The organism is Allosediminivita pacifica, assembly GCF_003054175.1.
Classification (GTDB): domain Bacteria; phylum Pseudomonadota; class Alphaproteobacteria; order Rhodobacterales; family Rhodobacteraceae; genus Allosediminivita; species Allosediminivita pacifica.
The window spans coordinates 19,491-46,123 of sequence record NZ_QBKN01000033.1; the positions used below are offsets into that span (position 1 = coordinate 19,491).

30 protein-coding genes and 1 pseudogene are annotated in these 26,633 nt (G+C 63.9%); 25 read left to right on the forward strand and 6 right to left on the reverse strand.

Annotated features, from left to right (window positions below; all coding sequences use genetic code 11):
* Positions 1 to 5: 5 nt before the first annotated feature.
* Positions 6 to 344, reverse strand: a complete 339-nt coding sequence (locus tag C8N44_RS19740) for a P-II family nitrogen regulator (protein ID WP_107978485.1) — start codon at positions 342 to 344, stop codon at positions 6 to 8.
* Between the two features lie 260 nt (positions 345 to 604).
* Between C8N44_RS19740 and C8N44_RS19745 the strand changes: the two genes are divergently transcribed.
* Positions 605 to 2,776 (forward strand): transglycosylase domain-containing protein, encoded by a 2,172-nt coding sequence (locus C8N44_RS19745; protein WP_107978486.1) that lies wholly within the window; start codon positions 605 to 607, stop codon positions 2,774 to 2,776.
* Positions 2,777 to 2,858: 82 nt separating this feature from the next.
* Here the strand turns inward: C8N44_RS19745 and C8N44_RS19750 are convergent, their stop codons facing one another.
* Positions 2,859 to 3,461: an MlaC/ttg2D family ABC transporter substrate-binding protein gene (locus tag C8N44_RS19750; RefSeq protein ID WP_107978487.1), complete on the reverse strand. Its 603-nt coding sequence runs from the start codon at positions 3,459 to 3,461 to the stop codon at positions 2,859 to 2,861.
* Positions 3,461 to 4,231 carry an MlaA family lipoprotein gene (locus C8N44_RS19755; RefSeq protein WP_107978488.1) on the reverse strand — a complete coding sequence of 257 codons (771 nt, stop codon included), beginning with the start codon at positions 4,229 to 4,231 and terminating at the stop codon, positions 3,461 to 3,463. Before C8N44_RS19755 ends, C8N44_RS19750 begins: the two co-directional genes overlap by 1 nt.
* Before the next feature lie 182 nt (positions 4,232 to 4,413).
* Here C8N44_RS19755 and C8N44_RS19760 point away from each other — a divergent pair, with 182 nt between their 5' ends.
* The 6 genes from C8N44_RS19760 to C8N44_RS19785 all read left to right on the forward strand — a co-directional run bounded on the left by C8N44_RS19760 (position 4,414) and on the right by C8N44_RS19785 (position 10,308).
* Complete coding sequence (locus tag C8N44_RS19760) at positions 4,414 to 6,165, forward strand: type I secretion system permease/ATPase (RefSeq protein WP_107978489.1); 1,752 nt, start codon at positions 4,414 to 4,416, stop codon at positions 6,163 to 6,165.
* Entirely contained in the window at positions 6,162 to 7,472 is a 1,311-nt protein-coding gene (locus tag C8N44_RS19765; protein WP_107978490.1) for an HlyD family type I secretion periplasmic adaptor subunit, read from the forward strand. Before C8N44_RS19760 ends, C8N44_RS19765 begins: the two co-directional genes overlap by 4 nt.
* 86 nt (positions 7,473 to 7,558) lie before the next feature.
* Positions 7,559 to 8,026, forward strand: coding sequence for a RidA family protein (locus C8N44_RS19770; protein ID WP_107978491.1), 468 nt, complete (start codon positions 7,559 to 7,561; stop codon positions 8,024 to 8,026).
* On the forward strand, positions 8,023 to 8,772 hold the full coding sequence (locus C8N44_RS19775; protein WP_107978492.1) for a glycerophosphodiester phosphodiesterase family protein: 750 nt from the start codon (positions 8,023 to 8,025) through the stop codon (positions 8,770 to 8,772). The genes C8N44_RS19770 and C8N44_RS19775 overlap by 4 nt, the downstream gene beginning before the upstream one ends.
* 43 nt (positions 8,773 to 8,815) lie before the next feature.
* Positions 8,816 to 10,015 carry a GNAT family N-acetyltransferase gene (locus C8N44_RS19780; RefSeq protein WP_107978493.1) on the forward strand — a complete coding sequence of 400 codons (1,200 nt, stop codon included), beginning with the start codon at positions 8,816 to 8,818 and terminating at the stop codon, positions 10,013 to 10,015.
* Entirely contained in the window at positions 10,012 to 10,308 is a 297-nt protein-coding gene (locus C8N44_RS19785; RefSeq protein WP_107978494.1) for a 4a-hydroxytetrahydrobiopterin dehydratase, read from the forward strand. The genes C8N44_RS19780 and C8N44_RS19785 overlap by 4 nt, the downstream gene beginning before the upstream one ends.
* A 208-nt stretch (positions 10,309 to 10,516) precedes the next feature.
* Here the strand turns inward: C8N44_RS19785 and C8N44_RS19790 are convergent, their stop codons facing one another.
* A complete protein-coding gene (locus tag C8N44_RS19790; protein WP_107978495.1) occupies positions 10,517 to 11,005 on the reverse strand; it encodes a peroxiredoxin in 489 nt (162 codons plus the stop codon).
* 78 nt (positions 11,006 to 11,083) lie between these two features.
* Between C8N44_RS19790 and C8N44_RS19795 the strand changes: the two genes are divergently transcribed.
* The 4 genes from C8N44_RS19795 (at position 11,084) to C8N44_RS19810 (ending at position 14,114) form a co-directional block, all read left to right on the forward strand.
* A complete protein-coding gene (locus C8N44_RS19795) occupies positions 11,084 to 12,295 on the forward strand; it encodes an NAD(P)/FAD-dependent oxidoreductase (protein WP_107978496.1) in 1,212 nt (403 codons plus the stop codon).
* Positions 12,292 to 12,849 (forward strand): 16S rRNA (guanine(966)-N(2))-methyltransferase RsmD, encoded by a 558-nt coding sequence (rsmD, locus tag C8N44_RS19800; protein ID WP_107978497.1) that lies wholly within the window; start codon positions 12,292 to 12,294, stop codon positions 12,847 to 12,849. Before C8N44_RS19795 ends, rsmD begins: the two co-directional genes overlap by 4 nt.
* Positions 12,850 to 12,887: 38 nt before the next feature.
* Complete coding sequence (locus C8N44_RS19805) at positions 12,888 to 13,070, forward strand: hypothetical protein (protein ID WP_107978498.1); 183 nt, start codon at positions 12,888 to 12,890, stop codon at positions 13,068 to 13,070.
* A 78-nt stretch (positions 13,071 to 13,148) separates the two neighbouring features.
* Positions 13,149 to 14,114: an MBL fold metallo-hydrolase gene (locus C8N44_RS19810; protein WP_107978499.1), complete on the forward strand. Its 966-nt coding sequence runs from the start codon at positions 13,149 to 13,151 to the stop codon at positions 14,112 to 14,114.
* Here C8N44_RS19810 and map read toward each other — a convergent pair whose 3' ends face one another.
* The gene (map, locus tag C8N44_RS19815; RefSeq protein ID WP_107978500.1) at positions 14,115 to 14,939 is read right to left on the reverse strand and encodes a type I methionyl aminopeptidase; all 825 of its coding nucleotides are present in this window, start codon (positions 14,937 to 14,939) and stop codon (positions 14,115 to 14,117) included.
* Between the two features lie 153 nt (positions 14,940 to 15,092).
* Between map and C8N44_RS19820 the strand changes: the two are divergent.
* Together C8N44_RS19820 and C8N44_RS19825 are read left to right on the forward strand one after the other, a co-directional pair.
* A pseudogene (locus C8N44_RS19820) lies at positions 15,093 to 15,596 on the forward strand (mechanosensitive ion channel family protein); the annotation flags it as partial.
* Between the two features lie 178 nt (positions 15,597 to 15,774).
* Positions 15,775 to 16,845, forward strand: a complete 1,071-nt coding sequence (locus tag C8N44_RS19825) for a site-specific integrase (protein WP_170121107.1) — start codon at positions 15,775 to 15,777, stop codon at positions 16,843 to 16,845.
* Positions 16,846 to 16,986: 141 nt separating this feature from the next.
* Here the strand turns inward: C8N44_RS19825 and C8N44_RS19830 are convergent, their stop codons facing one another.
* Positions 16,987 to 17,415, reverse strand: coding sequence for a MerR family transcriptional regulator (locus tag C8N44_RS19830; RefSeq protein ID WP_076625383.1), 429 nt, complete (start codon positions 17,413 to 17,415; stop codon positions 16,987 to 16,989).
* Between the two features lie 212 nt (positions 17,416 to 17,627).
* Between C8N44_RS19830 and C8N44_RS19835 the strand changes: the two genes are divergently transcribed.
* From C8N44_RS19835 to C8N44_RS19885, 12 genes are all read left to right on the forward strand, one after another.
* Positions 17,628 to 18,194, forward strand: a complete 567-nt coding sequence (locus C8N44_RS19835) for an SCO family protein (protein ID WP_107978503.1) — start codon at positions 17,628 to 17,630, stop codon at positions 18,192 to 18,194.
* A 5-nt stretch (positions 18,195 to 18,199) separates the two neighbouring features.
* Positions 18,200 to 18,622: a disulfide bond formation protein B gene (locus C8N44_RS19840; RefSeq protein WP_076623856.1), complete on the forward strand. Its 423-nt coding sequence runs from the start codon at positions 18,200 to 18,202 to the stop codon at positions 18,620 to 18,622.
* Positions 18,619 to 19,278 (forward strand): DsbA family protein, encoded by a 660-nt coding sequence (locus C8N44_RS19845; RefSeq protein WP_107978504.1) that lies wholly within the window; start codon positions 18,619 to 18,621, stop codon positions 19,276 to 19,278. The genes C8N44_RS19840 and C8N44_RS19845 overlap by 4 nt, the downstream gene beginning before the upstream one ends.
* Positions 19,279 to 19,304: 26 nt before the next feature.
* The gene (locus tag C8N44_RS19850; RefSeq protein WP_107978505.1) at positions 19,305 to 19,772 is read left to right on the forward strand and encodes a copper chaperone PCu(A)C; all 468 of its coding nucleotides are present in this window, start codon (positions 19,305 to 19,307) and stop codon (positions 19,770 to 19,772) included.
* Positions 19,772 to 20,386, forward strand: coding sequence for an SCO family protein (locus C8N44_RS19855; protein WP_107978506.1), 615 nt, complete (start codon positions 19,772 to 19,774; stop codon positions 20,384 to 20,386). Before C8N44_RS19850 ends, C8N44_RS19855 begins: the two co-directional genes overlap by 1 nt.
* A 9-nt stretch (positions 20,387 to 20,395) precedes the next feature.
* Complete coding sequence (locus C8N44_RS19860) at positions 20,396 to 21,769, forward strand: M23 family metallopeptidase (protein ID WP_107978507.1); 1,374 nt, start codon at positions 20,396 to 20,398, stop codon at positions 21,767 to 21,769.
* A gap of 3 nt (positions 21,770 to 21,772) precedes the next feature.
* Entirely contained in the window at positions 21,773 to 22,228 is a 456-nt protein-coding gene (locus C8N44_RS19865; RefSeq protein WP_107978508.1) for a DUF411 domain-containing protein, read from the forward strand.
* 12 nt (positions 22,229 to 22,240) lie between these two features.
* Positions 22,241 to 23,023, forward strand: coding sequence for a ZIP family metal transporter (locus C8N44_RS19870; RefSeq protein ID WP_107978509.1), 783 nt, complete (start codon positions 22,241 to 22,243; stop codon positions 23,021 to 23,023).
* 4 nt (positions 23,024 to 23,027) lie between these two features.
* Entirely contained in the window at positions 23,028 to 23,510 is a 483-nt protein-coding gene (lspA, locus tag C8N44_RS19875) for a signal peptidase II (RefSeq protein ID WP_244641141.1), read from the forward strand.
* A complete protein-coding gene (gene lnt / locus C8N44_RS19880) occupies positions 23,507 to 25,090 on the forward strand; it encodes an apolipoprotein N-acyltransferase (protein WP_107978510.1) in 1,584 nt (527 codons plus the stop codon). Before lspA ends, lnt begins: the two co-directional genes overlap by 4 nt.
* Complete coding sequence (locus tag C8N44_RS23590; RefSeq protein ID WP_093411676.1) at positions 25,084 to 25,251, forward strand: hypothetical protein; 168 nt, start codon at positions 25,084 to 25,086, stop codon at positions 25,249 to 25,251. The genes lnt and C8N44_RS23590 overlap by 7 nt, the downstream gene beginning before the upstream one ends.
* A 364-nt stretch (positions 25,252 to 25,615) precedes the next feature.
* Positions 25,616 to 26,542, forward strand: a complete 927-nt coding sequence (locus C8N44_RS19885) for a cytochrome c oxidase assembly protein (protein WP_244641139.1) — start codon at positions 25,616 to 25,618, stop codon at positions 26,540 to 26,542.
* The last annotated feature ends 91 nt before the right edge of the window (positions 26,543 to 26,633 follow it).

Below are 26,633 nucleotides of genomic sequence, written 5' to 3' on the forward strand. Positions count from 1 at the left end.
TGCGCTCAGAGCGCGTCCGCGTCGGTTTCGCCGGTGCGCACCCGCACGGCCTGCTGCACGTCGAGGACGAAAATCTTGCCGTCGCCGATCTTCCCGGTCTGCGCCGTGGTCTTGATCGTTTCGACGACCTGTTCGGCCATGGCGGCCGAAACCACGATTTCCAGCTTGATCTTGGGTACGAAGTTCACCGCGTATTCGGCACCGCGATAGATTTCCGTGTGGCCCGACTGCGAGCCGAAGCCCTTGATTTCCGTCACCATCATGCCGCGCACACCGATTCCGGTCAGCGCCTCGCGGACCTCCTCGAGCTTGAACGGCTTGATCGTCGCAATGATCAGTTTCACCTTGGTCCCTTTCGGTTGGCGGGCCTCACCCCCGCGGTCTGCCTCAGCAGGAAGGGACAGCGGGGATGCGATTTGAAGGGTTTGCGCCGGACTCCGCCGATCATTGAAGTGGCGATTGCACACAATTTAATCGCACCACTACATCTGCACAAAATATCATCACAATAAATACAGCGAAGTGAAGCGCGCTTGGTCAACATCCGGAACCGGAGTGACTATACTGTCCCGAAGCAAAGATCCGGGCAGGACAGGCAGTACAGATGAGCAGACCCCCCCGCGGCAACGGCCGCCTGGTGGCCGACCGGCGCTACCCGGCGAAAAAGAAGAAGACGCCCCCCAAGGGCCGAAAGCAGCCGACCGGGCGCCGCAGGGCGCCGGCTCGCAAGGCGCGCCCCAAACGCAACCCCATCGCGGCCTTCTTCATCGGCATCTTCGGGTGGTTCTTCCGCCTGACCTGGCGGCTGGCGCTTTCGGCAACGGTCGTGCTTGCGCTGATCCTCGGGGGCTCGGTCGCTTACGTGGCCTCCACCCTGCCGCCGGCCAGCGAGATGGTGGACGGCCGCGCCCGCGGGTCGGTCACCATGCTGGACAGGAACGACGAGGTCTTTGCCTGGCGCGGTGACCAGTTCGGCGGCGCCGTGACTGCCGAGGAAGTCTCACCCCACCTGCGCAATGCGGTGGTAGCAACCGAAGACCGGCGGTTCTACAACCACTTCGGGCTCGACCCGCGCGGCATCGCCAGCGCGATCCGGATCAACCTGCGCGAGGGCCGCGGGCCGTTGTCGGGCCACGGCGGCTCGACCATCTCGCAGCAGACGGCCAAGCTGCTCTGCCTCGGCATCCGGTTCGATCCCGATGAATGGGAGTCCGAATCCGAGTACGTGGCCGACTGCCGCCGCACATCGCTGGGCCGCAAGGCGCGCGAGGCGATCTACGCCATGGCGATGGAGCTGAAGTACGACAAGAACGAGATCCTGACGATCTACCTCAACCGCGCCTACATGGGTGGCGGTGCCTACGGGGCCGAGGCCGCGGCGAGCCGCTATTTCAGCAAGCCGGCCGCGGCGCTGAACCCCGCCGAGGCGGCGATGCTCGCGGGTCTGCTGACCGCGCCGACGACGCTTGCCCCCACCAACGATCTCGAACGCTCGCAGGAGAGGGCCTCGACCGTGCTGCGTCTGATGGCGGATCAGGGCTACCTGACCGATGCCGAGGCCGCGCACTGGCAGCAGACGCCGGCCACCCTTTCGCAGGAAGCCGAAAGCCAGAGCGGCGGGTATTTCGCGGACTGGGTCATGCAGACGGGTCCCGACTTCTTCACCCGCGACACGACCGAGGACGTGATCGTGCGCACAACGATGGACCAGCGGATCCAGGCGGCGATCGAGGACGCCGTGAACAAGGTCTTCGAGGAGAAGGTCCGCGAAGGGTCTGACGCGCAGGTCGCGGTGGTCGTGATGTCGGCGGACGGCGCGGTGCGCGGAATGGTGGGCGGCCGGCGCACCAATGCCTCGGGCGTGTTCAACCGCGCGACCCAGGCGGTGCGGCAAACCGGATCGGCCTTCAAGCCCTTCGTCTACGCGACCGCACTCGAACTGGGCTATTCGCCCAACGACACCATCGTGGACGAGCCCTTCTGCATGAACATCGCCGGCTCCGGACAGTGGTGCCCCGAAAACTATAGCCGCCAGCACTACGGCCGGGTCACGCTGACCACGGCGCTGGAGCGCAGCCTGAACATTCCGGCGGTCAAGCTCTCCGAGGCGGTGGGGCGTGACAACGTGCACCGCGTGGCCTCGGACTTCGGCATCCGCAGCGATCTTGCCGACGGGCCTGCGTTGGCACTCGGCGCCTCGGAGGCCTCGCTGCTCGAGATGACCGGCGCCTATGCCGGTATTCTGAACGGCGGGTCGTCGGTGGGGCCCTACGGCGTGCGGGACCTGAGCCTTCAGGGCCAGGACCAGCCGTTGATGGGCACGAGCGGCGGCATTGGCGAACGGGTGATCCGCGAGGACGCCGCCGGGCAGCTTGTCTGGATGATGCAGCAGGTCGTCGAGGAAGGCACCGGCACCCGTGCCTCGCTGCCCGGCCGCCAGGTGGCAGGCAAGACCGGCACCAGCCAGTCGGCGCGCGACGCCTGGTTCATGGGCTTCACGGCCGACTACGTGGCCGGCGTCTGGATGGGCTACGACGACAACACGCCGCTGACCGGCGTGACGGGCAGCGGACTGCCGGCCGAGATCTGGCACGAAACGATGCTGCGGGTGCACGAGGGCATGGACGCGCGTCCCCTGCCCGCCATCGCCCCGCCCCAGCCCGAGCCGGCCCCCGAACCCGCGCCCCGGACATCGCAGCAACAGCAGCAACCCCGGCAGAACGGCGGCGACAACCTGGTGCAGCAGATCATCCGCGATCTTCTGGGCGGCGGCTGAGGCCGGGAAGATCGGAGCGAAAAAAGGCGCCGGGCCCCTGTCGAGGCCCGGCGCCTTTGCCGTTCAGCGTGGCGATTTGCGCTCAGGAGGCCGAGCGCAGGGCTGCGATCATGGCGTCGATGTTGCCGCCGTTGGCATCAAGCAGCGCGCCGACCTCGGTCCGTTCGGTCAGCAGCATGTTCACGCCCTCGATGTAGAGGTTGAAGAACTGGTCGCGCCCGGAGCGGTCCGAGACGTTGAAGGTGATCCGGAAGGGCGCCTGGCCGCGCAGTTCCGCGGTGCAGTAGACCTCGTAGTAGTTGTTGACCGGCTTCACGCCCGTGACGATGATCCGTCCGCCGATGAACTCGCGGAAGCGGCGCCCGTACTTGCGCGACACATAGGTGATGAAGGCGTCCGAGAAGGCGCGCTTTTGTGCGGCGGTCGCGCGGCGGCCGTCGACGCCCATGGCGTAGGCCGCCACGTAGGAGGTGTCGGCGTACTGGCGGAAGATCCGCTCGAATTCGCGCAGCATCGCCTCTTCGGAGCGGCCCGAGGAGATGACCGCGTTGACCTCGGCCACGAGCCGGTCGATCAGGTTGCGCGCCTCGGGCTCGGTCAGGGCGAAGGCCGCCCCGGCAGGCAGCAGCGCGGCGGTTGCCGCAAGGCCACCACAGACGGCGCGGCGGGTGAAAGAAAGAGGCATCAGAAGCCCTCCGTGTCCAGTGCGAGCGGATCCTCGGGCGCGCCCTCCGCTTCGGGAGCGGGCTCGCCCAGTTCGAACCGCCTGTTCTGGAGATATATGAGCCGAAGCTGCGCGTAGGAGTCCGCACTTTCGTAAAGTACCGAATTCACGCTGTCGGAATATTGCGCGCGCTCCATGACATCGGCGCCGACGCGGACACCCTTGGTCGCAAGCGCCTCGCCCGGTTCAAGCACCCAGACGAAGGGATCGAGGAAGACATCCACGGCCATGCCGACGGTATCGCGCTGGGTCGAGGGGCCGAGCACGGGCAGCATCTGGAAGGCGCCTTCGGGCGCGCCCCAGACGGCCAGCGTCTCGCCGAAGTCGCTGTCATCCTCGGGGATGTTCATCAGGTCTTGGGCCACGTCGAACATGCCACCGAAGCCGAGGGTCGCGTTCACCCCGAAGCGCAGCGTGTTGCGCGAGGCATCGAGCAGCCGCCCCTGCAGCACCTGGTTCACCACCGTGCCCGGCAGCGAGAGCGTATCGGCGACATTGGCGACGACGGGGCGGAAATCCTCGACCACCTGGTTGGGCTCGTCCTCCGTCGTGCCGGTGTCCTCGCCGAAGAAGACGCGATCCACCGAGCGGTTGAACTCGTGCACCTTGCGGTTGCGCGCCTCGTAGGGATCGTGGATGCCGTCGGGGGCCTCGCCGGGCCCAGGCACCGAGCAGGCGGTGAGCAGCGCAAATGCGGGGACCGCAAGGATCGCGCGTCGAAAAGCCTTCATTCGCGGCATTCCTTTCGTCGAAAAAGCTTGGGTAACGGAGGGGTGTTCCGTAAAGATGCATTCAAATTTCACGGGTAAATTCCAGAAATCCGCGCTCCGATTGAACCTATTGTGGCACATCCCCGACCTCACCTACCAGAGCAACCGATCATCCGCCTTTCAAGACCCCGAGTAGGAAAGCCATGAAACCGCCCTCCAGCGCAGGTCCCGACGCATTTCAACGGGGACGCGAGGAACTTCGCGCCGCACGGCGCCCCAACCGACCGTATTTCTGGTTCGTCGGGATATTCAGCTTCTTCGTCAACCTCCTGATGCTCACCGGGCCGCTTTACATGCTGCAGGTCTACGACCGTGTGCTCGGTTCGCGGTCAGAGGCGACGCTGGTGGCGCTTTCGGTGCTGGTGGTCTTTCTCTACGGGATGATGGGCATCCTCGACTACGTGCGGGGCCGGGTGATGGGCCGGGTCGCCGCGCGCTTCCAGTCGGCGCTCGACATGCGCGTTTTCGACGCGGTGGTCCGCCGCTCGACCGTGCAGCCGGACGAGCTGTCCCAAAGCGGGCTGCGCGATCTCGAATCGGTGCAGCGGCTGATGTCCTCGCCGGTGCTGATGGCGATCTTCGACATTCCCTGGACCCCCTTCTTCCTCGTGGGAATCGCGATCTTTCATCCCTGGCTCGGCTACCTCGCCATCGCGGGGGGCAGCTTCCTGATTGTCGTCACGATCATCAACCAGCTGGTGACGCGCAATCCCACGCTGAAGTCGAACCAGGCCGTGATGGCCGCCGAGAAGACCTCCGAGCAGATCCGCAGCGAGGCCGAGATGGTGCAGGCGCTCGGCATGCGCCGGGACGCCTTCCGGCGCTGGTACAAGGCCCGGTCGGAGGCGCTGCGGGGCCAGATCGGCACATCGGACCTCACGGGCGGTTTCACGACGCTCACGCGCAGCTTCCGGCTGTTCCTGCAGTCGGCCATGCTGGGCCTCGGCGCCTACCTCGTGCTGCAGGGCGAGCTGACGGCGGGCGCGATGATCGCCGGGTCGATCCTGATGGGCCGCGCGCTGGCGCCCATCGAGCTGGCCATCGGCCAGTGGGCGCTGGTTCAGCGGGCGCGCAAGGGCTGGAGCAACCTTGAACAGTTGCTGACCGAGATGCCGCCCGAACCCGAGCGCACCGCCCTGCCGAAGCCGCGCGCGAAGATCGACGCGCAGCAGCTCACCGTCATCCCCCCGGGCGAAAGCCAGGCCGCGCTGCGGCTGGTCTCCTTCACGCTCGAGCCGGGACAGGCGCTCGGCGTGATCGGGCCCTCGGGCTCCGGCAAGTCGACGCTGGCGCGCGCCCTGACCGGGATCTGGCGCCCGGCGGGCGGCAAGATCCGGCTCGACGGGGCCTCGCTCGACCAGTACGGGCCCGATGTGCTGGGCACGCACCTGGGCTACCTGCCGCAGCGGGTGACGCTGTTCGACGGCACGATTGCCGAGAACATCGCGAGGCTGGCCCCCGAACCCGACGATGCCGCCGTGGTCGAGGCCGCCAAGAAGGCCGACGCGCACGAGATGATCCTGAAGCTGCCGCATGGCTACGACACGCGCGTCTCTGCCGCCGGCGGGCGTCTGTCCGGTGGTCAGGTGCAGCGCATCGGGCTGGCGCGTGCGCTTTACGGCGATCCCGTCGTGCTGGTGCTGGACGAGCCCAACTCCAACCTCGACAACGAGGGGTCCGAGGCCGTGAACCGCGCCATCCGCAGCTTCAAGGAACAGGGCAAGTCGGTGCTGATCATGGCCCACCGGCCCGCCGCGATCCGCGAGTGCGACGTGCTCCTGATGCTTGAAGGTGGCAGCCGGACGGCCTTTGGCCCGCGGGACGAGGTGCTCAAATCCGTCGTCCAGAACCACCAGCAGATTGCCCGCAGCACCACCGCAGGAGGTGTCCGATGAGTGCCCCGCAAGACAACAGCTACAGCCTGCGCACGCCGATGATCGTGGGAATCCTCGCCCTCGTCACGCTTGTCGGCGGTTTCGGGACATGGGCCGCGACCACGAACATCGCGGGCGCCATTGTCGCCGGCGGCTCGATCGAGGTCGACCAGAACCGTCAGGTCGTGCAGCACCCCGACGGCGGTGTCGTGTCCGAGATCCTGGTCGAGGAAGGCGACGAGGTCGAGGCCGGCGACGTGCTGATCCGCCTCGACCCGACGCTGCTGCGCTCCGAACTGGCGATCACCGAGGGCCAGCTTTTCGAGCTGATGGCCCGGCGCGCGCGGCTCCAGGCCGAAAGGGACGGCGAGGACGAGATCGTCTTTCCCGACGACCTGCTGGCCGAGGCCGAGACCAACGAGGAGGTGCGGGAACTGGTCGAGGGGCAGCGCAACCTGTTCCAGGCCCGCCGCGCGAGCGTCAGCCGCGAGATCGAGCAGCTTGGCAAGCGCAGCGAGCAGATCGACGAGCAGGTCAACGGCATCGATTCCCAGCGCGAGGCGCTTGGCGAACAGCTGGCCCTGATCGAGGAGGAACTGACCGACCAGCAGTCGCTGCTCGACCGCGGGCTGGCTCAGGCGAGCCGCGTGCTGGCACTTCAACGCGAACGCGCGCGGATGGCAGGCACCATGGGCGAACTGACCGCCCAGCGGGCCCAGTCGCTGGGCCAGAGCACCGAGATCGAGATCGAGATCCTCAAGCTCGACACCGCGCGGCGCGAAGAGGCGATCACCACCCTGCGCGACCTGCAGCTGCGCGAACGCGAGCTGGCCGAGGAACGCCGCGCCATCCGCGAGCGGCTGAACCGGCTCGACATCACCGCGCCGGTCTCGGGCGTGGTCTACGGCATGACGGTCTTCACCCCGCGCTCGGTCATCCGGGCCGCCGACCCTGTGCTTTACCTCGTGCCCCAGGACCGCCCGCTGGTGATCGCCGCGCAGGTGGAGCCGATCCACATCGACAAGCTCTTCGTCGATCAGGAGGTGAGCCTGCGGTTCTCCTCGCTCGACCAGCGCGCGACGCCCGAGCTGTTCGGCGAGGTCACGCAGATCTCGGCCGACGCCTTCGAGGACGAAGGCTCTCGCATTCGGTACTACCGGGCCGAGATCGTCCTGAAGGAGGGCGAGATCGACCGCCTGCCCGAGGGTTCGACCCTGATCCCCGGCATGCCGGTCGAGGCCTTCATCCGGACCGAGGACCGCACACCGCTGGCCTATCTGGTGAAACCCTTCACCGACTACTTCGCCAAGGCCTTCCGCGAAAGCTGATGAAGCCCTGCCGCCGCCGGGGGACGGGCCTTCCCCCCGGCGGCGCGCCCCGCTAGCGTGCGCGCGAATCCGCAAGGGAGTGCGCCATGACCAATTCCATCGAAACCCGCCTGTCCGAACTGGACATCACCCTGCCCGACGCACCCGCGCCGGCGGCCAACTACGTGCCCTTCGTGCAGGTGGGTCAGACGCTCTACGTCTCCGGCCAGATCAGCGCCGACGAAAACGGCCTCATCACCGGAAAGCTGGGCGCCGAGCTCGACGTCGAGGCCGGTGCCGCCGCCGCGCGGCGCTGCGCGCTGAGCCTGCTGGCGCAAGTCAAGGCGGCCTGCGGCGGCGATCTGGGCAAGCTCAAGCGCGTGGTAAAGCTCACCGGCTTCGTCAACTCCACCCCCGAGTTCACCGACCAGCCCAAGGTCGTGAACGGCGCCTCGGACCTGCTGGCCGAGGTCTGCGGCGATGCCGGGCGGCACGCGCGCTCGGCCGTCTCCGCGGGCTCCCTGCCCATGGGCGTGTCGGTCGAGATCGAGGGCATCTTCGAGATCGACGCATGACACCCCTGCCCCGCGCCTTCGTGACCCGTCCGATCGCGCACCGCGCCTACCACGCGGAGGGCCGGCCCGAGAATTCCCGGGCCGCCATCCGCGCGGCGATCGAGGCCGGCTACGGGATCGAGATCGACCTCCAGCTCAGCGCCGACGGGCAGGCCATGGTCTTTCACGACTACGACCTCGGGCGCCTGACCGGCGACAGCGGCCCGGTCCGCCAGCGCAGCGCCGAAGAGCTGTCGCAGATCACCCTCACCGGCAACGGCGAGGGCATCCCGACGCTGTCCGAGGTGCTCGACATCGTCGCGGGGCAGGTTCCCCTCCTGATCGAGGTGAAGGACCAGGACGGCGCCTTCGGGCCGGACGTGGGCCCGCTCGAGGCCGCCACCGCCGCGGCGCTGGAAAATTACAACGGCCCCGTGGCGGTCATGTCCTTCAACCCGCATTCCGTGGCCGAGATGGCCCGCCGCGCGCCGCAGGTGCCGCGCGGGCTGACGACCTGCGCCTACCGGGCGGCGGATTTTCCCACGATCCCGGCGGCGCGGCTCACGGAACTGGGAACGCTGGGCGAGGTGGAACTGCTTGCGGCGGGCTTCATCAGCCATCAGGTGGACGATCTCGACAACCCGCGCGTGGCCGAGCTGAAGGCGGCGGGGCTGGCGGTGCTGTGCTGGACCGTCCGGTCGCCCGAAGTGGAGGCAGAGGCCCGGCGCGTGGCCGATAACGTGACCTTCGAGGGCTACCCGGCTTGACCCCTGCCCTCGCGGGGCCAGATCCTGTTCCGCGAGGAAGCCCATGACCGACCAGAGCGCCACCCCCACCGTCACCGTCTCCACCCTGTCGAGCCTGAGCCAGATCTCGGAACAGGAATGGGATGCCTGCGCCTGCCCCGAGGCGGCGGACGGCGGACGCCCCTACGACCCCTTCACCACGCACCGGTTCCTGAACGCACTGGAGGAGTCCGGCTCGACCGGGCGCACCACGGGCTGGGAGCCGCATCACCTTGTCGCCCGCGACGGCGAGACGGTGATCGGCGTCGCGCCGCTTTACGCCAAGAACCACAGCCAGGGCGAATACATCTTCGACCACAACTGGGCTCATGCCTACGAGTGCGCGGGCGGCGACTACTATCCCAAGCTGCAGATCGCGGTGCCCTTCACCCCCGCCACCGGGCGGCGCTTCCTGACGCGGCCCGGCTACGAGGTGGCGGGCATGTCGGCGCTGGTCCAAGGCGCGGTGCAGATCGCGGCGGACAACGACCTGAGTTCCGTGCACGCCACCTTCTGTACCGAGGCCGAGGCGCTGGCGGGTGCGGAAATGGGCCTCATGCACCGGGTCACGCAGCAGTATCACTGGCTGAACCGGGGCTACGCCGATTTCGACGCCTTCCTTGCCGACCTGAGTTCCCGCAAGCGCAAGAACATCCGCAAGGAGCGGCGGCAGGCGCAGGATTTCGGCGGCGAGATCCGGATGCTCACCGGCGACGATCTGAAGCCCGAGCACTGGGATGCCTTCTGGCGCTTCTACCAGGACACCGGATCGCGCAAATGGGGCATGCCCTACCTGACGCGTGCCTTCTTCGACCTCGCGCAGGAGCGGCTGCGCGACGACATCGCGCTGGTCATGGCCGAGCGCGAGGGCCGTTACGTGGCAGGTGCGCTGAACTTCATCGGCCGGCGGGCGTTGTATGGGCGGTACTGGGGCTGCGTCGAGGACCATCCCTGCCTGCACTTCGAGGCCTGCTACTATCAGGCGATCGACTTTGCCATCGCCCGGGGGCTCGACCGTGTCGAAGCGGGGGCCCAGGGCGAACACAAGCTGGCCCGCGGCTACATGCCGGCGCAGACACATTCGCTGCACTGGGTGGCCGACCAGGGCTTTGCCGAGGCGATCGCGCGCTACCTCGAGGCCGAGCGGCAGGCGGTGGGCGAGGATATCGAGATCCTCACCTCCTACGGGCCCTTCCGCAAGGAACACAGAGAGGAACAGGAATGAGCGACAAACTGACCGGAGCCGCCCGCGAAGACGCCCTCAAGCCGCTTCTGGACAACGGCTGGGCCGTGGCCGAGGGCCGCGAGGCGATCACCAAGAGTTACAAGTTCAAGGATTTCGTGGAGGCCTTCGGCTTCATGACGCGCGCCGCCATGACCGCCGAGAAGATGGACCACCACCCCGAGTGGTCGAACACCTACAACGGCGTCGAGGTCACGCTGACCAGCCACGACGTCGAGGGCCTGTCGCCCCGTGACGTGAAGCTCGCCAAGGCGATGGACGGCTTCGCGGAGTAAGCGTCGCCAGAAGGTGACGGGCGGGCGCCGGACCGTGGTTTGGCGCTCGCAACCATTGTTCTGAGCGATTTATGCCCGCAGCCCCGCAGAACCTCCGAGCGGAGGGCGCGGGTTGCAAAAGCGCCGAACCGGGGGACGGTCCGGCGCTCGCCCGGCACCTTCGGTGCTGTTCGGGCGGGTGGGCGCCTGTGGGCAGACGCCCGATCCCTCACATCGCGGCCAGCAGGCCCTCACCGGCGGAGGTTTCGCAGGTGCCGGGGCTGTCCTCGACGTGCAGCAGGCTTAGCGTGCCGTCCTCGACCAGCATCGCGTAGCGCTTGGAGCGCGTCACGAGGCCCGCGGGCGGCGCGGTGAAGTCCATGCCGATGGCCTGCGTGAAGGCGGATTCCGGATCGCCCAGCATGGTGATGCCCGCCTCGGCCGCACCGGTGGCCTCGCCCCAGGCCTTCATCACGAAGGGATCGTTGACCGAGATGCAGATGATCTCGTCCACGCCCTTGGCTTCGAAGTCGCCCTTGGTGCGCATGAAGCTAGGCACGTGGGCCGAGTGGCAGGTGGGCGTGAAGGCGCCCGGCACGGCGAAGATCACGACCTTGCGGCCCTCGAGCTTTGCGCCCAGGTCGACCTGTTCCGGCCCCTCTGCCCCCATCGCGATCAGCGTGGCCCCGGGCAGCTTGTCCCCTTGTTGGATCGGCATCTTGTTCCATCCCTCCGGATTTGCGTTTCCTGTCACCGGGAGTATAGGGGCAGACGGGCAAAGACAAAGGGGACGCGCATGACCGACGTGGTGGTGATCGGGGCCGGACAGGCAGCGGCCTCCTGCGTGGCGCGCCTGCGCGCCAAGGGGTTCGAGGGCACAATCACCCTGATCGGGCGCGAGGACGTGCCGCCCTACCAGCGCCCGCCCCTGTCGAAGGCCTATCTTCTGGGCGATATGGCGCGCGAACGCCTCTTCCTGCGGCCCGAGAGCTTCTACGCCGACAACGACGTCTCCCTGAAACTGTCGCAGGAGGCCGCCTCCATCGACCGCGCGGCGGGCACGGTCATCGCCGACGGCGTGGCCTATCCCTACGATCACGCGGTGATCTGCACCGGCGCCGTCCCGCGCCGCCTGCCCGACACGCTGGGCGGTGATCTCGACGGGGTCTTCACGATCCGCACGCTGGCCGACATCGACGCGCTTGAACCCCGCGTGCGCGCGGGCGGCCGCGCGCTTGTGGTGGGCGGCGGCTACATCGGGCTCGAGGCGGCGGCGGTGGCCCGCAAGCTGGGGCTCGAGGTCACGCTGATCGAGGCCGCCGACCGCATCCTGCAACGCGTCGCCGCGCCCGAAACCTCGGCATGGTTCGCCGACCTGCACCGCGCCCACGGCGTCGACCTGCGCGAGGGCGTGGGCCTGAAGACGCTTACCGGCGAGGATGACCGTGTGACCGGCGCGGTGCTGACCGACGGCACGGAGCTGCCCGTCGACGTGGTGATCGCCGGCATCGGCATCATGCCCGACACCACGCTGGCCGAGCAGGCGGGGCTGGAGATCGACAACGGCATCGCGGTGGACGCGCAGGGCCACACCTCGGACCCGGCGATCTGGGCGGCGGGGGACTGCGCCTCCTTCCCGCTGGGCGACACGCGGATGCGGCTGGAAAGCGTCGGCAATGCCGTCGAGATGGGCGAACTGGTGGCCGACAACATCATGGGCGCGGGCCGCGACTACGTGGCGAAGCCGTGGTTCTGGTCCGACCAGTACGACGTGAAGCTGCAGATCGCGGGCATCGGCGCGGGCTGCGACCGCGTCGTGGTGCGCGAGGGCGAAGGCGGCGCGCGGTCCCACTGGTATTACGCGGGTGACAGGCTGATCGCGCTCGACGCGATGAACGACGGGCGCGCCTACATGGTCGGCAAGCGGCTGATCGAGGCGGGCAAGTCCCCCGATCCACAGGCCGTGGGCGACCCGGCCAGCGACCTCAAGGCGCTGCTCAAGGCATGAGGATCGTCGGCGGGGACTGGCGCGGGCGGCGGCTGGCGGCGCTCGGCAAGGGCGATCCGGGGGCGCACCTGCGCCCCACCTCGGACCGCGTGCGCGAGGCGCTGTTCAGCATGCTCGACGGCGGGCGCTTCGGCGATCCCATCGACGGCGCGCGGGTGCTGGACCTTTTTGCCGGGACCGGCGCGCTGGGGCTCGAGGCGCTGTCGCGCGGCGCGGATCACGTGACCTTCGTCGAGACCGGTCGCGTGGGCCAGCGGCTGCTGGCCGAGAACATCCGGACGCTCGATTGCGCCGAGGCCTGCCGCGTGATGAAGGCCGACGCCACCCGCCTGCCCCCGGCCGAGGCGGCCTGTTCGCTGGTCTTCCTCGATCCGCCCTACGGCAAGGGCGTGGGGGAAAAGGCGCTGGCCGCGGCCCTGCGCGCGGGCTGGATCGCGCCCGGCGCGCTTGTCGTGTGGGAAGAGGCCGCGCCGCAGGACGCGCCCGGGGGCTTTGCCCCGCTCGACGCCCGGCGCTGGGGCGACACGCACGTGACGCTGCTGCGGGCGACCTGAGCCTCGACTTTCCGCTGCGGCATGCTACCCTTCATGGCATGTTTGCTTCTGCCGCAAGCCTCTTCCTGAGCGCGCCCTCCGTGCAGGAGGACGACACCGGGACGGGACCGAAGCCCCCGCCGGTGCCCGGCCCGCTGCTGATGACCGATTGCATGACGCCCGCCGCCGACGGGACGCTGCTTCTCGCGCTCTGGCGCCGGTGGCACGGCCCGGAGGACTGAGGCGCGGCTGGGCATTCCTATCCCGACCTCGAGGTGCTACCATCTCATTCAAATACGTGAATGAGACAGGGAGCCCCCATGCCGATCTTCACCCCGACCCGCCGCGACCTTCTGCGCGTGGCCGCCGCCATGCCCGCGCTGTCCCTTCCCGCCGTCGCACGCGGCCAGACGCTCGGCCCCGCGCCCAAAGCGGGGCACTTCCGCTTCACGCTGGGCGACATGGCGCTGACGGTGGTGTCCGACGGGCACCTGGAGCTCGACGCGGGCGGGCTTGGCGTGAATGCCGACCCCGAGGAAGTGCAGGCCTTCCTCGCCAGGCACTACCTGTCCACAGACATCCATTATTCCCACACCAACCACCTCGTCATCGAAAGCGGCGACCGCGTGGTGCTGGTCGACATCGGCTCGGGCGACCGCTTCCTGCCCACCGCCGGGCGGCTGCTGGCCAACCTCGAGGCGGCGGGCATCGATCCCTATGCCATCACCGACGTGGTCATCACCCACGCCCACCCCGATCACATCTGGGGCGTGCGCGACGGCTTCGACGAGGTCATCCTGCCCGACGCCACCTGGCACCTCGGCCGGCAGGAGCATGATTTTTGGATGCAGGAAAACCTCGTCCACGAGGTGCCCGCCGAGATGCAGCAGTTCGTGCTGGGGGCGCAGAACTCGATCAACGTGGACGGCGGCGACTGGGCGCTCTTCGAGGAGGGCGAAGAGATCGCGCCCGGCATGCGCATCATCGCCACGCCGGGGCACACGCCCGGGCACGTCTCGGTGGTGCTGGAATCGCAGGGAAAGCAGCTGATCGCCCTTGGCGACAGCATGAACCACGCCTGGACCAACTTTGCCCACCCCGGCTGGTACAACAACTTCGACTGGAACGGCGAACAGACGGTCGCCACGCGCAAGCGGCTGCTCGACATGGCCGCGGCGGACGGGATGGCCGTGCTGGGCTACCACTTCCCCTTCCCGGGCGTCGGCCATGTCATGGCCGAGGGCGAGGCCTACAGGTTCGTGCCCGCCCTCTGGCGCTGGGAATGATCAGTAGGTCGGGTGGAAGCGCCCGGCCGGCGACAGGGTGAAGACCTCGCAACCATCGGCGGTCACGCCGATGGAATGCTCGAACTGGGCCGACAGCGACTTGTCCCGCGTCACGGCGGTCCAGTCGTCGGAGAGCACCTTGGTCTCGGCCCGGCCGAGGTTCACCATGGGCTCGATGGTGAAGAACATGCCCTCTTCCAACACCGGCCCGGTGCCCGGGCGCCCGTAGTGCAGCACATTCGGCGGCGCGTGGAAGACGCGGCCGAGGCCATGACCGCAGAAATCGCGGACAACCGACATGCGGTGGCCTTCGACGAAGGTCTGGATGGCGTGGCCGATGTCGCCGAAGGTGTTGCCGGGCTTCACCACGTCGATGCCCTTCATCAGGGAATCGTGCGTCACCTGGATCAGCCGCTCGGCCTTGCGCGACAGCTTGCCCGCCACGTACATGCGCGAGCTGTCGCCATACCATCCGTCGACGATCACGGTGACGTCGATGTTGAGGATATCGCCGTCCTTCAGCTTCTTCTCGCCGGGAATGCCGTGGCAGACCACGTGGTTGATGCTGATGCAGCTGGCGTGCTGATAGCCCTTGTAGCCGATGGTGGCCGAGGTGGCGCCCGCCTCTTCGACGCGGTTCCGGATATAGTCGTCGAGTTCGCCGGTGGTCACACCGACGTCGACGCGCTCGGCCAGCTCGTCGAGGATCCGCGCGGCCAGTTCGCCCGCGGCATGCATGCCGGCGAAATCCGACTGCTGGTGAATCCTGATGCCGTCGCGTGTCAGACGGCCGTCTGCATCCTGTCTCACGGTGCGGCGCTCCATTCTGTGTCGCAAACTACCTAGTCGCATTCGCCGGATTTTGCCAGAGGCACACCCGGAACGCGGCGTCGCGCCCCGGCGTTGTCGCACGTTGCGCCTATCAGCCATGCGACGATAGGAATGACCAAACGCGAAACGCAAGAATACGGACGGGACATGGACAGCCTCACGACCCTGCTACAGACCGAGATATACAACGGCACGTCGATTTCCGACGTGCTGACCCTCGAATTCCTCGCCGGCATCGTGGGCAACGTGCTCGCCGCCATCGTGATCCTGATCGCGGGCTTCATCGTCGCGGGCTGGGTGCGCCGCCGGATCGAGGCGATCTCGAAGCGCAGCGCGCGGCTCGACGACACGCTCTTTGGCTTCCTCGGGAATATCGCCCGCTACACGGTGCTGCTGTTCACCGCGCTCTTCGTGCTCAACACCTTCGGGGTGCAGACGACCTCCTTCGTGGCCGCCATCGGTGCCGCCGGTCTTGCCATCGGTCTGGCGCTGCAGGGCACGCTGTCGAACGTCGCGGCGGGCGTGATGATCATCCTCTTCCGGCCCTTCAAGCTTGGCGACTTTGTCGAGGTGGCGGGCGCCATGGGCACGGTCAAGGACATCACGCTCAACACGACCGAGCTTGCCAGCATCACCAACGTGCAGATCATCGGCGCAACGGACAGGCGCGAAGCTCTTGATATGTCTTGCTTTTTATATTTTTCAGCCACTTACAGGCACCTACAGTTCGTCTCGTTTCCGCTCATCATGGACCAAACCCGTCGATTTTGACACTGGATTTGGTCCCGTGGACCAAATACAATTTCGTGGACCAAATGGGGAGACCATCATGGGCTCGATCACCACACGCAAACGCAAGGATGGAAGTCACAGCTACAGGGCACGTGTACGAGTGATGCGCGAGGGCACCGTCTATCACGAGACGAAGACTTTTGACAGACGCCCAGCTGCGGCCGCCTGGATAAAGAAACGCGAGAAAGAGCTAGCAAAACCTGGTGCGCTGGAAGAGTTGAACGTATGCGACCCTCCGCTGTCCAAAGCGATCGAGCGCTATACTGAAGAAGCCGTGAAGGACATCGGTCGCACAAAAGCCCAGGTCCTCAGGACCATCGTCACCTACCCGATCGCCGATCTGCCCTGCTCCACCATCAAGTCGAAGGATGTCATCGAGTTCCTTCAGTCTCTGCCCGGACAACCGCAAACCGTCGGGAACTACGCGAGCCATCTCGCCTCGATATTCGCCATAGCTCGACCGATGTGGGATTTCCGACTGGATGACCGGGAGATGAGAGACGCGATCACCGTCGCGCGCCGTATGGGGATCATCTCCCGTTCCGCGCAGCGTAACCGCAGGCCCACCCTCGATGAACTCGACCGGCTGCTGGCCCATTTCATTGATCGGCGCCAGAGAACACCTCAAGCCATGCCCATGCACAAGGTGATCGTTTTCGCTCTCTTCTCGACGCGCCGACAGGCAGAGATCACCCGGCTCACCTGGGATGACTTCCAGAACGAGCACAAGCGCATCCTGGTCCGTGACATGAAGCATCCCGGCGAAAAGCTCGGAAACGATACCTGGGTCGATTTGCCCGAGGAGGCCATTCGGATCATCGACAGCATGCGCAAGAGCAAAGCTGAGATCTTCCCCTACTCTCCGGACGCAATCACGGCCAACTTTACCCGCGCTTGCAAGCTGCTCGGGATCGACGATCTGCATTTCCACGATCTACGCCATGAGGGCATCTCGCGCTTGTTTGAGATGGGTTGGAACATTCCCCACGTCGCAGCTGTCAGTGGGCACAGGTCATGGGTCAGCCTCAAACGCTATACACACATCCGCGAAACCGGCGACAAGTATGCAAGCTGGCCTGGAATTCAACTCGCCATCGGCAACGAATGATCCACCGACCAGTCCTTAGCTCTCGCCCAGAACTTCGCGATTACGGTCTATGACCTAGACTCCGATCCGAATTATCGGAACTGACGCCCAACGATCCCGACAAGCTTTCTAAGCCTTCATCACAAGCCGGATTTGAGCCGTTCAAAGACCAACTTCGTCGTGCTCGGTGAGGCATTCGGAGTGGTCACGCAACACCTCAAGGACACGGCAATCGGCGGTTCGTCCACCACTGCACTCATGAACCATTCGTTCCAGCTCGGTACGGAGCGCCTCTAGTCGGCTCAACCGTTGCTCCACTTGCTTAAGCTGCCGACGCGCAATGGCATCAGCGTCGGCGCAGGATGTCCCAGGATTGTCGCTCAAATTCAGAAGTTCACGAATAGCGTCAAGCGAGAAACCCAGTTGCCGAGCGTGTCGAACAAATGACAGCCTATCTAGTTCAGCATCTCCGTAGCGGCGTTGACCGCCTTCGGTTCTGCCTGGCTCGGGCATCAACCCTATCTGCTCGTAGTAGCGGATCGTCTGGACCTTTGTCCCGGTTTTTCTCGCCATCGCTCCAATTGTCAGCATCTTACCCGACCTCATACCTACAGCCAGTGTAGCTTCGCGCCAGATCGAAGACAAGTCTGAACCGTCATTCACAGTTCAGTGAAGCTGATCCTTTCGACGTCATCTTGGCTTGAAGCTATAGCTGCTAGAGGTCGTACACGAAGCCCGAGCAAACAATCGGAATCGGGCGAAGCAGTGTGAATCTTTCCAACTTCCAGAAAATACTGTGGGCGATGGCGGCCACGGCAGCACTTCTGTACATCGGTTTGCTACTGCGGCCTGACGCTGTCTCCGAAAACGAGCGGACTGCCAACGATAGCCCGTTTTTCGCGGAATTCGAGCTGACGGATCATCGTGGCATGGCCCAAACACAGCGTGACTTTTCCGGCCGCTGGATGCTGATTTTCTTCGGATTCACAAATTGCCCGGACATTTGTCCGACAACACTCTCCGAGGTCGCCGCCGTAATGGAGGGACTGGGCGGCGAGGCAGAAAAGGTCCAGCCCATTTTCATTACAATAGACCCCGAACGTGATAGTCCGATGGCACTCTCCCAATACGTGGAGCAATTCGAAGCAGGTATAATTGGTCTGACTGGCACGGCTAACCAGATGGCTGCGATATCTGATAGCTTCCCCATATTTTTTGAAAGGAACGAGGAGGCATCCGCTCCGGGGGGCTACACAATGAGCCATACCTCGAACTTGTTCTTATTTGACCCACAGGCGGGTTACTCAACCTCGTGGCCCTACGGCACGTCCGCTGAAGAGATCCTTGCTGATCTGCAGGAAAGGATCTGACCGACATGAAACGCATTCCCGGAGACATGGCCATCGGGCTGGCCTGGACCGTCGCCACGTCCGCCTCGTTGGCGGTTCTTTTCATCGGCGAAGTGCTCGGCCAATCGCCCTGTCTGCTCTGCTGGTTTCAACGCGCCTTCATGTTTCCGCTGGCGATCATCCTCGGGCTCGGGCTGTGGTGGAGTGACCATGGCGTCGGGCGCTACGGGATCGCGCTCGCCTTAGGCGGCGCGGCCGTGGCGGTCTGGCATTTGGGCCTCTATGCGGGCCTGGTCCCCGAGCAAATTCAGCCCTGCACCGCGACCGGCCCCTCCTGCACCGACGACAACCAGCTGGTCTTCGGAATTCCGATTCCGCTGATGGCTTTGGTCGCCTTCACCGTGATTGGAGCGCTCTCCGCCCTCTCCCTGAAGGAACCGCAAGAATGAACAGACGTGCCCTGATCCTCTCCGTGCTCACCTTTGGTCTAGCAGGGTTTGGCGCAGCATCCTGGTATGTGACCCGCCCTTCTCCGGCCCCCATGGGAGAGGCCGTTGCGCCGGAACTGTCCGATGCGCTGATCCGGTCCTACTCGCCGATCCTCGGGTCGGAAACCGCACCTGTAACGATTGTCGAATTCTTCGACCCGGCCTGCGAGGCTTGTCGGGCCTTTTATCCGGTGGTCAAGAACATCATGTCCGAACACGGCGACACCGTGCGCGTGGTGATCCGTTACACGCCATTCCATGGTGAGGCGTCAGAAGAGGCCATCCGGGTGCTCGAGGCGGCTCGCATGCAGGACGTCTTCGAACCCGTGCTCGAAGCCGTCCTGCGCGAGCAGCCGCGTTGGGCCTCTCATGGGGCGCCAGAACCGGGTCTGATCCTCGATATCGCCGCCTCCGCCGGACTGGCCGTCGAGGAGGCGCGCGACCAGTTGCTCTTTCCAGGGACGACGGCCGTTCTCAACCAAGATCGCGCGGATGTCGAAGCCATGGGCGTAAGCCAGACACCAACCTTCTTCGTGAACGGCCGCCCGCTGAACCCGTTCGGGGAGGCCGAACTGCGACGCGTTGTTGCGGCCGAAGTCGCCGCGGCGCGGAGCTGAGTACATATGACGATCGGAAAACGCTTATGAAAAGACGAACCATCATTGCAGCAATGCTTCCTATCGTGGTTTTTCCAGGTTTCTCAGCGCCCAGCCAAGCAGATTCCCAAGAGCTTCTGGTTGATGATGTCTGGGCACGAGCGTCAATCGGCATAAGCCGGCCTGGGGCCGCCTACCTCACCATCAGAAATACGGGGGGCAAGGCCGTCACCTTGGTTGGGATCGAAACCCAGATAGCGGATAGAGCGGAAGTCCACCGCACCGAAACCGACGCAAATGGCGTGTCGTCGATGGCCTACGTCGGTGACCTTTCCATTGCGCCAGGTCGCGAGGTCGAACTGAAACCGGGTGGCTTGCACATCATGCTGATGGGATTGAAAGAGCCGATGCTGGAAGGCAGCAGAATAAAGCTCGAGTTAATCTTCGACGACGGTGGTCGGATTCCGGTCGCTGTAAGTGTAAGAGGTATCGCGGCCACCGGTCCTCGAAGCTGATGCGGCGACGGGCAATCTTGAGTTATTGTACTGCGGGCGTTGGGGCACTTGCTCTCGCGCTTTTCGTAGGTTGGTGGCGCGTGGACGGGCCAGGCGCACCAGAGCCCGAGGGTCAGCTTCCCCTGCCGCTGTCCGCTATGAGCTTCCGCCTAACCGACCACGAGGGCAACGAGGTCGGGCCGGAAACCCTGATCGGGCGCCCGTCCATGGTGTTCTTCGGCTTCACCTACTGCCCGGACGTCTGCCCGACCACGCTTTCGGACATCTCAGGCTGGCTGGACGACCTGGGCGACGACGCCACGGAGATGAATGTGGTCTTTATCACCGTCGATCCTGCGCGAGACACTGTCGAAACGATGGAAGAGTATGTCAGCTATTTCCATTCAGCTATCCGCGGATGGACCGGGTCCGAACAGCAGATCGCACAAGTCGTGCGTGGCTTCCGTGCAAGTTACGAGCGCGTACCGACCGAAAGCGGCGATTACACGATGAACCACACCGCGAGTGTCTACCTGTTCGGTCGTTCGGGCCGGTTCGTCTCCATGATCGACTATCACGAACCAAGAGAATTCGCCGTGCCGAAGATTCGGCGTGCACTTGAAGAAGAAACTTAGGGGGACAACATGAAGTTTGGAACATTCGCGGCGGGTTTCACAGGCTTAGCGGCATTGTCCGCTGGGGGACTTGCACTATCCTGGGAATGGTCGAGCGATCCGGTCCCTCCGGCGCTCGCCGCAGCAAGCGCGTGGTCTCCGGCGGCGTTGCAAGTTCCCAGGGTGGTGGAAACCGCCTTCCCGACACAGGGACAGCCAGGTACCGAAAGAATTCCCGTATTCAAACCCTTGCCGCTCCTGCAGGAGATCGCGGACAGCGACAATGCATTGCCGGAGATTGAACCCGTTCTGACGAGATGGTCGCGCGAAATCGCGCCTGGCGAAACCCTCGATGCCGTCCTGGAGGAGGCCGGCCTCGCGGCAAACACCCGGGCAGAAGTCGCCCTGGCAATCGGTGCGGAATATGACCTGCGGCGCCTCCGGCCGGGACATTCGATCACTCTCATCAAGACTACAGATGGTGCTGCACGCTCGGTATCGCTTACCGTCGGCGACGGTGTTCGGATTGAGGCTATCTTCGGTGAAGAGCCGTCTACATCAGTCGTGTCACCCGAGCCCGAAATCGTAACCCTCGCGGGTGAGGCGGTGATCGGCAGTTCACTCTTCGCCGCCCTCGAAGAGGCCGACATGCCCGCTCGGTTTGCAGTGGACCTTGCGCAAATGCTCGGCGGAACTGTGGATTTCCGTCGTGACATGTCGGGCGGCGAAAAACTGCAGCTTCTATGGAGAGAGGCCCGGCTTGGAAACGAAAGAATCGGGCAGCCTGACCTGGCATTCGCTGCTCTGGAGATCGGCGGAGCCCTCTACGAAATCGTCTGGCCGGATAGCGGAAGCGGTCAGGCGACGATCTATGTGGATGGTGAGGTCTTGCGGGTCTTTGCACAACCGGTCGAAGGTGCGCGCCTCAGTTCTGTGTTTGGACGTCGCACACACCCGGTCTATGGCAATGTTCGAATGCACACTGGAGTCGACTTCGCGGCGGCGGGTGGAACTCCGGTCCATGCGACAGCCCCCGGTCAAGTCAGCTTCATCGGCTGGCGGAATGGGTACGGCCGCGTCGTCGAACTCTCTCACGGCTCGGACACCATGACGAGATACGCACATCTCAGCTCGACCCCCGACGAGCTAACTCAAGGCCAGCGCGTGGCGGCGGGGGACATGATTGGTCGCGTCGGCGCCACGGGTACGGCAACTGGGCCCAATCTTCACTACGAGGTTCTCGTCGAAGGTCGCCCAACAGATCCTCTCACCGATGAACGTCTCGCCAGTGCAACAGAGCGCCAGACGGATGACACCGCGTTGTCGCGACTTGCTGAGGCACGCGCCCTTATGGCCGCCAGCCTGGACCGCGAGATCGCCCTGCAAACAACTGAAAGCCTATGATCCATGAAACGACTGAAACATACACTTGTTCCCGCAATCTCACTGCTTCCGGCTGCCCAGGCGATCGCGGAAGTTACACCAATCGAGGTTCGCAAGACGAACGGCTGCGGTTGCTGCCTGTCGTGGATGAACCATCTCAAAGAGAACGGTTTTGCGCCCACCGGCGAGGACGTGTTTGGCGGGCTGCTTGTTCGTTTCAAGCTCGAGATGGGTGTGCCGCAGCGCATGGTCTCCTGCCATACTGGCCTAGTGGACGGTTATGTGATCGAAGGGCATGTACCGGCCTCCGACATCCGTCGTCTTCTCGATGAACGCCCTGATGCAATCGGTCTTGCGGTGCCCGGCATGCCTTACGGTTCACCGGGCATGGGCCCCGAGGAAGACCGGGAAGCCTACGATGTCTTTCTCATCCGGCAGGACGGATCGACCGAGATCTATGCGAGTTACCCAGAAGGGTGAGCAAGCTCCGAAATGGAAACGTCTCCCCCGGTAGTGCTCAGCTTTCTCGGAAGCTTTGCCACCTGTATGCTGACAGCCCTTGGGGCGGCTCCAGTCCTGTTCGGACATATTCCTTCCAGATCGATGCGCGACTCCGTTCTCTGCGTTTCAGTAGGCGTAATGCTCGCGACCCTACTAGTATCCATGACTTTTCTGGCCCTAGACGGAGCCAAAGGATTGTTCGAATATGGCGCTGCCCCTGCCGCTATAGTCTGCTTCGCCGTCTTTCTTGGCTTGAGTGAAGTAGCCCAGATAAACCAAAGGATACCCAGCGAGCGGCTAAATCCGCACTCCAAAACATCTGATGGCGCAACGCTTTGCCGTGTCTGGATCTTTATCTTCGCGATCACAGTCCATAATTTCCCCGAAGGGTTTGCATTGGGAATTGGGATTGCGGCCGATGGGATGTCGGGCGGTATACCGCTCGGTATTGGAATTGGATTGCAGAACGCGGCTGAAGGGCTAGCGGTGGCAGCCGCACTCCTCGGAGAGGGGTATTCTAAGCATCACGCTTGGTTAATCGCTGCTTTGACCGGCCTCATCGAACCGGTTGGCGGCCTTTTTGGTGCTGCCATGATTAATTCTTCGGTAGGCTATCTTCAATGGGGCGTGGCTCTCGCGGCGGGCGCAACACTCTTTGTTAGCAGCCATGAGATCATCCCTAGTAGCCACCGAAAAGGGCGCCAAAACAGAGCAGTCCTCGGCCTGGCAATTGGCTTGGTCATAATGCTTTTTCTCGACGCTAGGCTAAGGTGAGGCGATGTCTGCCGAAATGAAAACGTTAGCAATCGGCACGCTTGCCATATTCATTTCTTTCGCCGTAGATCAGATCACAAAAGCCATCGTGGTTGCCAATGCGGAAGCCCTGCGCAATGGCTTCCCGATCGTACCTGGGTTCAATCTCACGTACTTTCGTAATGACGGCGTGACCTTCGGCCTTCTCAGCGGCACACCATGGTGGGTCCTGGCGGCGCTGGCCATTGCCGTCTGCGTCTGGTTCACGTTCATGATGTGTCAAGCTGCCAACAGAGTCGAAGCCGTCGCATACGGCGCGATCATAGGAGGCGCTTTCGGCAACGTAACGGATCGCCTGCGTTTTCAGGGGGTCACGGATTTCCTCGATTTCTATGTGAGCACCGCCCATTGGCCCGCCTTCAACATAGCCGATGTGTTTGTGGTATGTGGCGTCGGATTGCTCCTCGTTGGGCCGAAGATCCAGCAAGCACACCGGACTGGTCCATGAGGTCGCCTTTGCCTTTTTACAGAGGCTGGGTGACTTCCTTGCCGTCTCGCGCCATTGTCGCGACCGCAGCAGGAGCGATGACCGTTCTGTCGCTTCCGCCCTTCTCGATCATTCTGCTCGTGCCCGTATCCTTTTCAGTGCTGCTTCTTCTGCTGCGCGCTGGCTCCGTCGGGGCAGCCGCACTGGTCGGGTGGGCCTTTGGTCTCGGTCAGTTCGGCTTTGGCCTCTCATGGATCTCCGAGAGCTTCTATGTGGACCCCGATAAATTTGGGGCGCTGGCGATCCCGGCCGTTGCGGCACTGGCCGCCGGTCTGGCCACCTTTCCGGCCTTGGCGGCGGCGCTGTTTTCCAGCACTAAGTCCCGCTTTGCGGTCACCGGCGTAACGACCTGCCTGCTATTCGCAACCTCCTGGACGGCGGCAGAGTGGCTGCGCGGGCACGTCTTCACGGGATTTCCCTGGAACCTCACCGCCTACGCCCTTGTCGACTACCCGACACTGAGGCAGCCGGCCGCATGGATCGGCAGCTATGGGCTGGGCTTTCTTTTAGTCCTGGCCGGAACGCTGCCGGCCGCGGCCCTGGTGACGGAGAGACGGCGGCGCTGGGTCCCCGCTAGTCTGTTCGCGGCCGTGATCGCGACGACATGGACCGTAGGCCAAGGCCGACTCGGGTTAGAGCCGAGACCTGCGCCCGGAGTCGATGTGCGCATAGTTCAAGGCAACGTGCCGCAAAGGGAGAAGTGGGCGCCCGAACAGCGAGACGAAACCTTAACGCGCTATCTGGACCTCTCGAGCGGTCCCGGCGAGGTGGATGTGCTCCTGTGGCCGGAAACCGCCTTTCCGGGCTTTCTCGATGAGGATCTGCGGGCGCGATCTCGCATTGCCGCCATCTTGCAGGACGGCGCTTTGCTTCTGACCGGCGTCCCGGACCGCACGCGAAAGGACCAAGAAACGCTCTATTTCAACACCGTCCAAGCTTACAATCAAACCGGAGACATTCTGACCGGCTATGCAAAGCACCATCTCGTTCCATTCGGCGAGTATGTCCCCTTCCGCGGCTGGCTTAAGCTCGACCGGATCACCCAAGGCCTGGGAGACTTTACGCCCGGTGCAGGACCGCGAACGCTGACCCTGCCCGGCGCTCCCCCGCTGGCCGTGGCCATCTGCTACGAGATCATCTTTCCAGGCGACGTCATCGACGATCAGCATCGGCCCGACTGGATATTCAACGCCACCAACGATGCCTGGTTCGGCACCAGTATTGGACCCGAGCAGCACCTTGCTGCGGTCCGCATGCGTGCCGTCGAAGAAGGACTTCCGATTGTGAGGGCCGCGAACACCGGCATCTCAGCGGTAATCGACGCGAAGGGCGAGCTCATTGTGAAGCTTGGCATCGAAGAGACCGGTGTCATCGATGCCGAACTTCCCGGCGCCCTCGAACCCACGCCATATGCACGGTTCGGCGACTGGATGCTCCTAGCGTTAACAGCCGTCACTTGGATCGTGTTTCTTGGCTCACGGTTGTCAGGCATGCATCGGGCAAGAAATCAAAAGGCATCAGCGGAGGCAAAGTCATGTTGACGATCGCGGGTATCCTCGCAGGAGCAATTTGGGGTGGGTATCTGGCGCGTCGCCGTAAGGGAAACCGGCTGGATATCATGCAATATGCGGTCAGCTCGGGTATCGCTTTCGGCCTTCTCGCATTCATCGTGTCGCTGTTCATAATGCGTATTACTTCATAAGAGACCTCCCCTTTCTGATGCGAACTGGAACGTCAGATAAACTTACAGCCACGGGCTTTCCCTGCCATTTTCATATTGGAATTGGCTGTTTCTGGCTTGGCCCAGCAGCCGATAAGCGCGTCGAACTCCGCTGTTGGGGGCTTCAAGGCAGCAGACACAGCGCGACCATTGAATACACTGCCGCGGCGGAGAGCCACATTCAGGGGGCGGTAAGGCGATGCGTTCTTCCAACTCGGTGCCAACCTTTTTCTGTTTGGGTAGCGAGGAACTCCGGCCGATTTGGCAGGCCTAGGGTTGAGAGGGCGGGATGTGCCTACTCAGGTCGGACGCATCTGGCACCAAACCAATGACAAGGAGTGAGCAGTTGTTCAACGGTCTGATCTTTTACGATCCATTCGGCTATATGATTTCGCCGATCTCATTCGCATTCATCGGCCTTGCAACATCTTTGTATCTTCGTGGCCTCAAGACAACCGCTCGCTTTGTCGGAAAGATAACGATCTGGCGTCGTGCTCTCTTCTTTGCCGGCCTTGCCATCGTCCTCGTCGCGACAAATGCGCCTCTTGCCCCTTTGGGACACAGCCAATTTTCGGCACACCAGGTCGAGCATCTTTTGTTGCGCTTAGTGGGACCACTTGTCATCGCAGTGTCCCAGCCGTGGCATGTCTTGAAAGCCGGGTCGAGCAGGCAATGGCGAAAAAGTCTCAGAAAGCTTGGCGGCGGGCACATTGCAAGGTTCATGACGCGCCCTGGTATTGCCACCGCTTGTCTTGTCGGATCGCTCTTCATTTGGCAGGTGCCGCAGCTATTCGCTCTCGCGCAGAAGATTGCGCTCTTAGAGATACTGGCTCATCTGTCGATGACTCTGGCGGGACTTTGGTATTTTTCAATGATGTTCGATCACCGCGACCCGCCGGAAGGAGCCCGGCGCGGGGCGCGGCTAATCTCGGGTTTCGTGGTCATCGTTTCAAACATTTTCCTGGGTTCTTTGACAACGTTCAAGGAGGTTAGCTTATATGTTTTGCGATCTTCGCCATATCATAGTGGCAGACTTGGCTCCCTGGTGGACGAGACGGTCGGCGGATACATGATTTGGATTCCCTCCTCGATGGTCTTGATTGTGGCGATCATTCTCGTGATGAATGGCTGGAACGCAGCGGAAGAGCGGCGTTGGAACTCCCGCGGCGACTTGATGCGTAATTCGAATTCTGCGGCACTGGAGTTTCCAGAAACCGCCGCAGAGTTGCGTTTGAAAGTGAATGGGCCGAACAGAGACATGGGTCGGACGTAACCGACCGATTGGGGCCGCCTGCCTGAGGCTGGGGTTCCGAGGTAAGACACGTGCATAACGACGTCGTTATGCACGTGTCTTATTCGGAGGA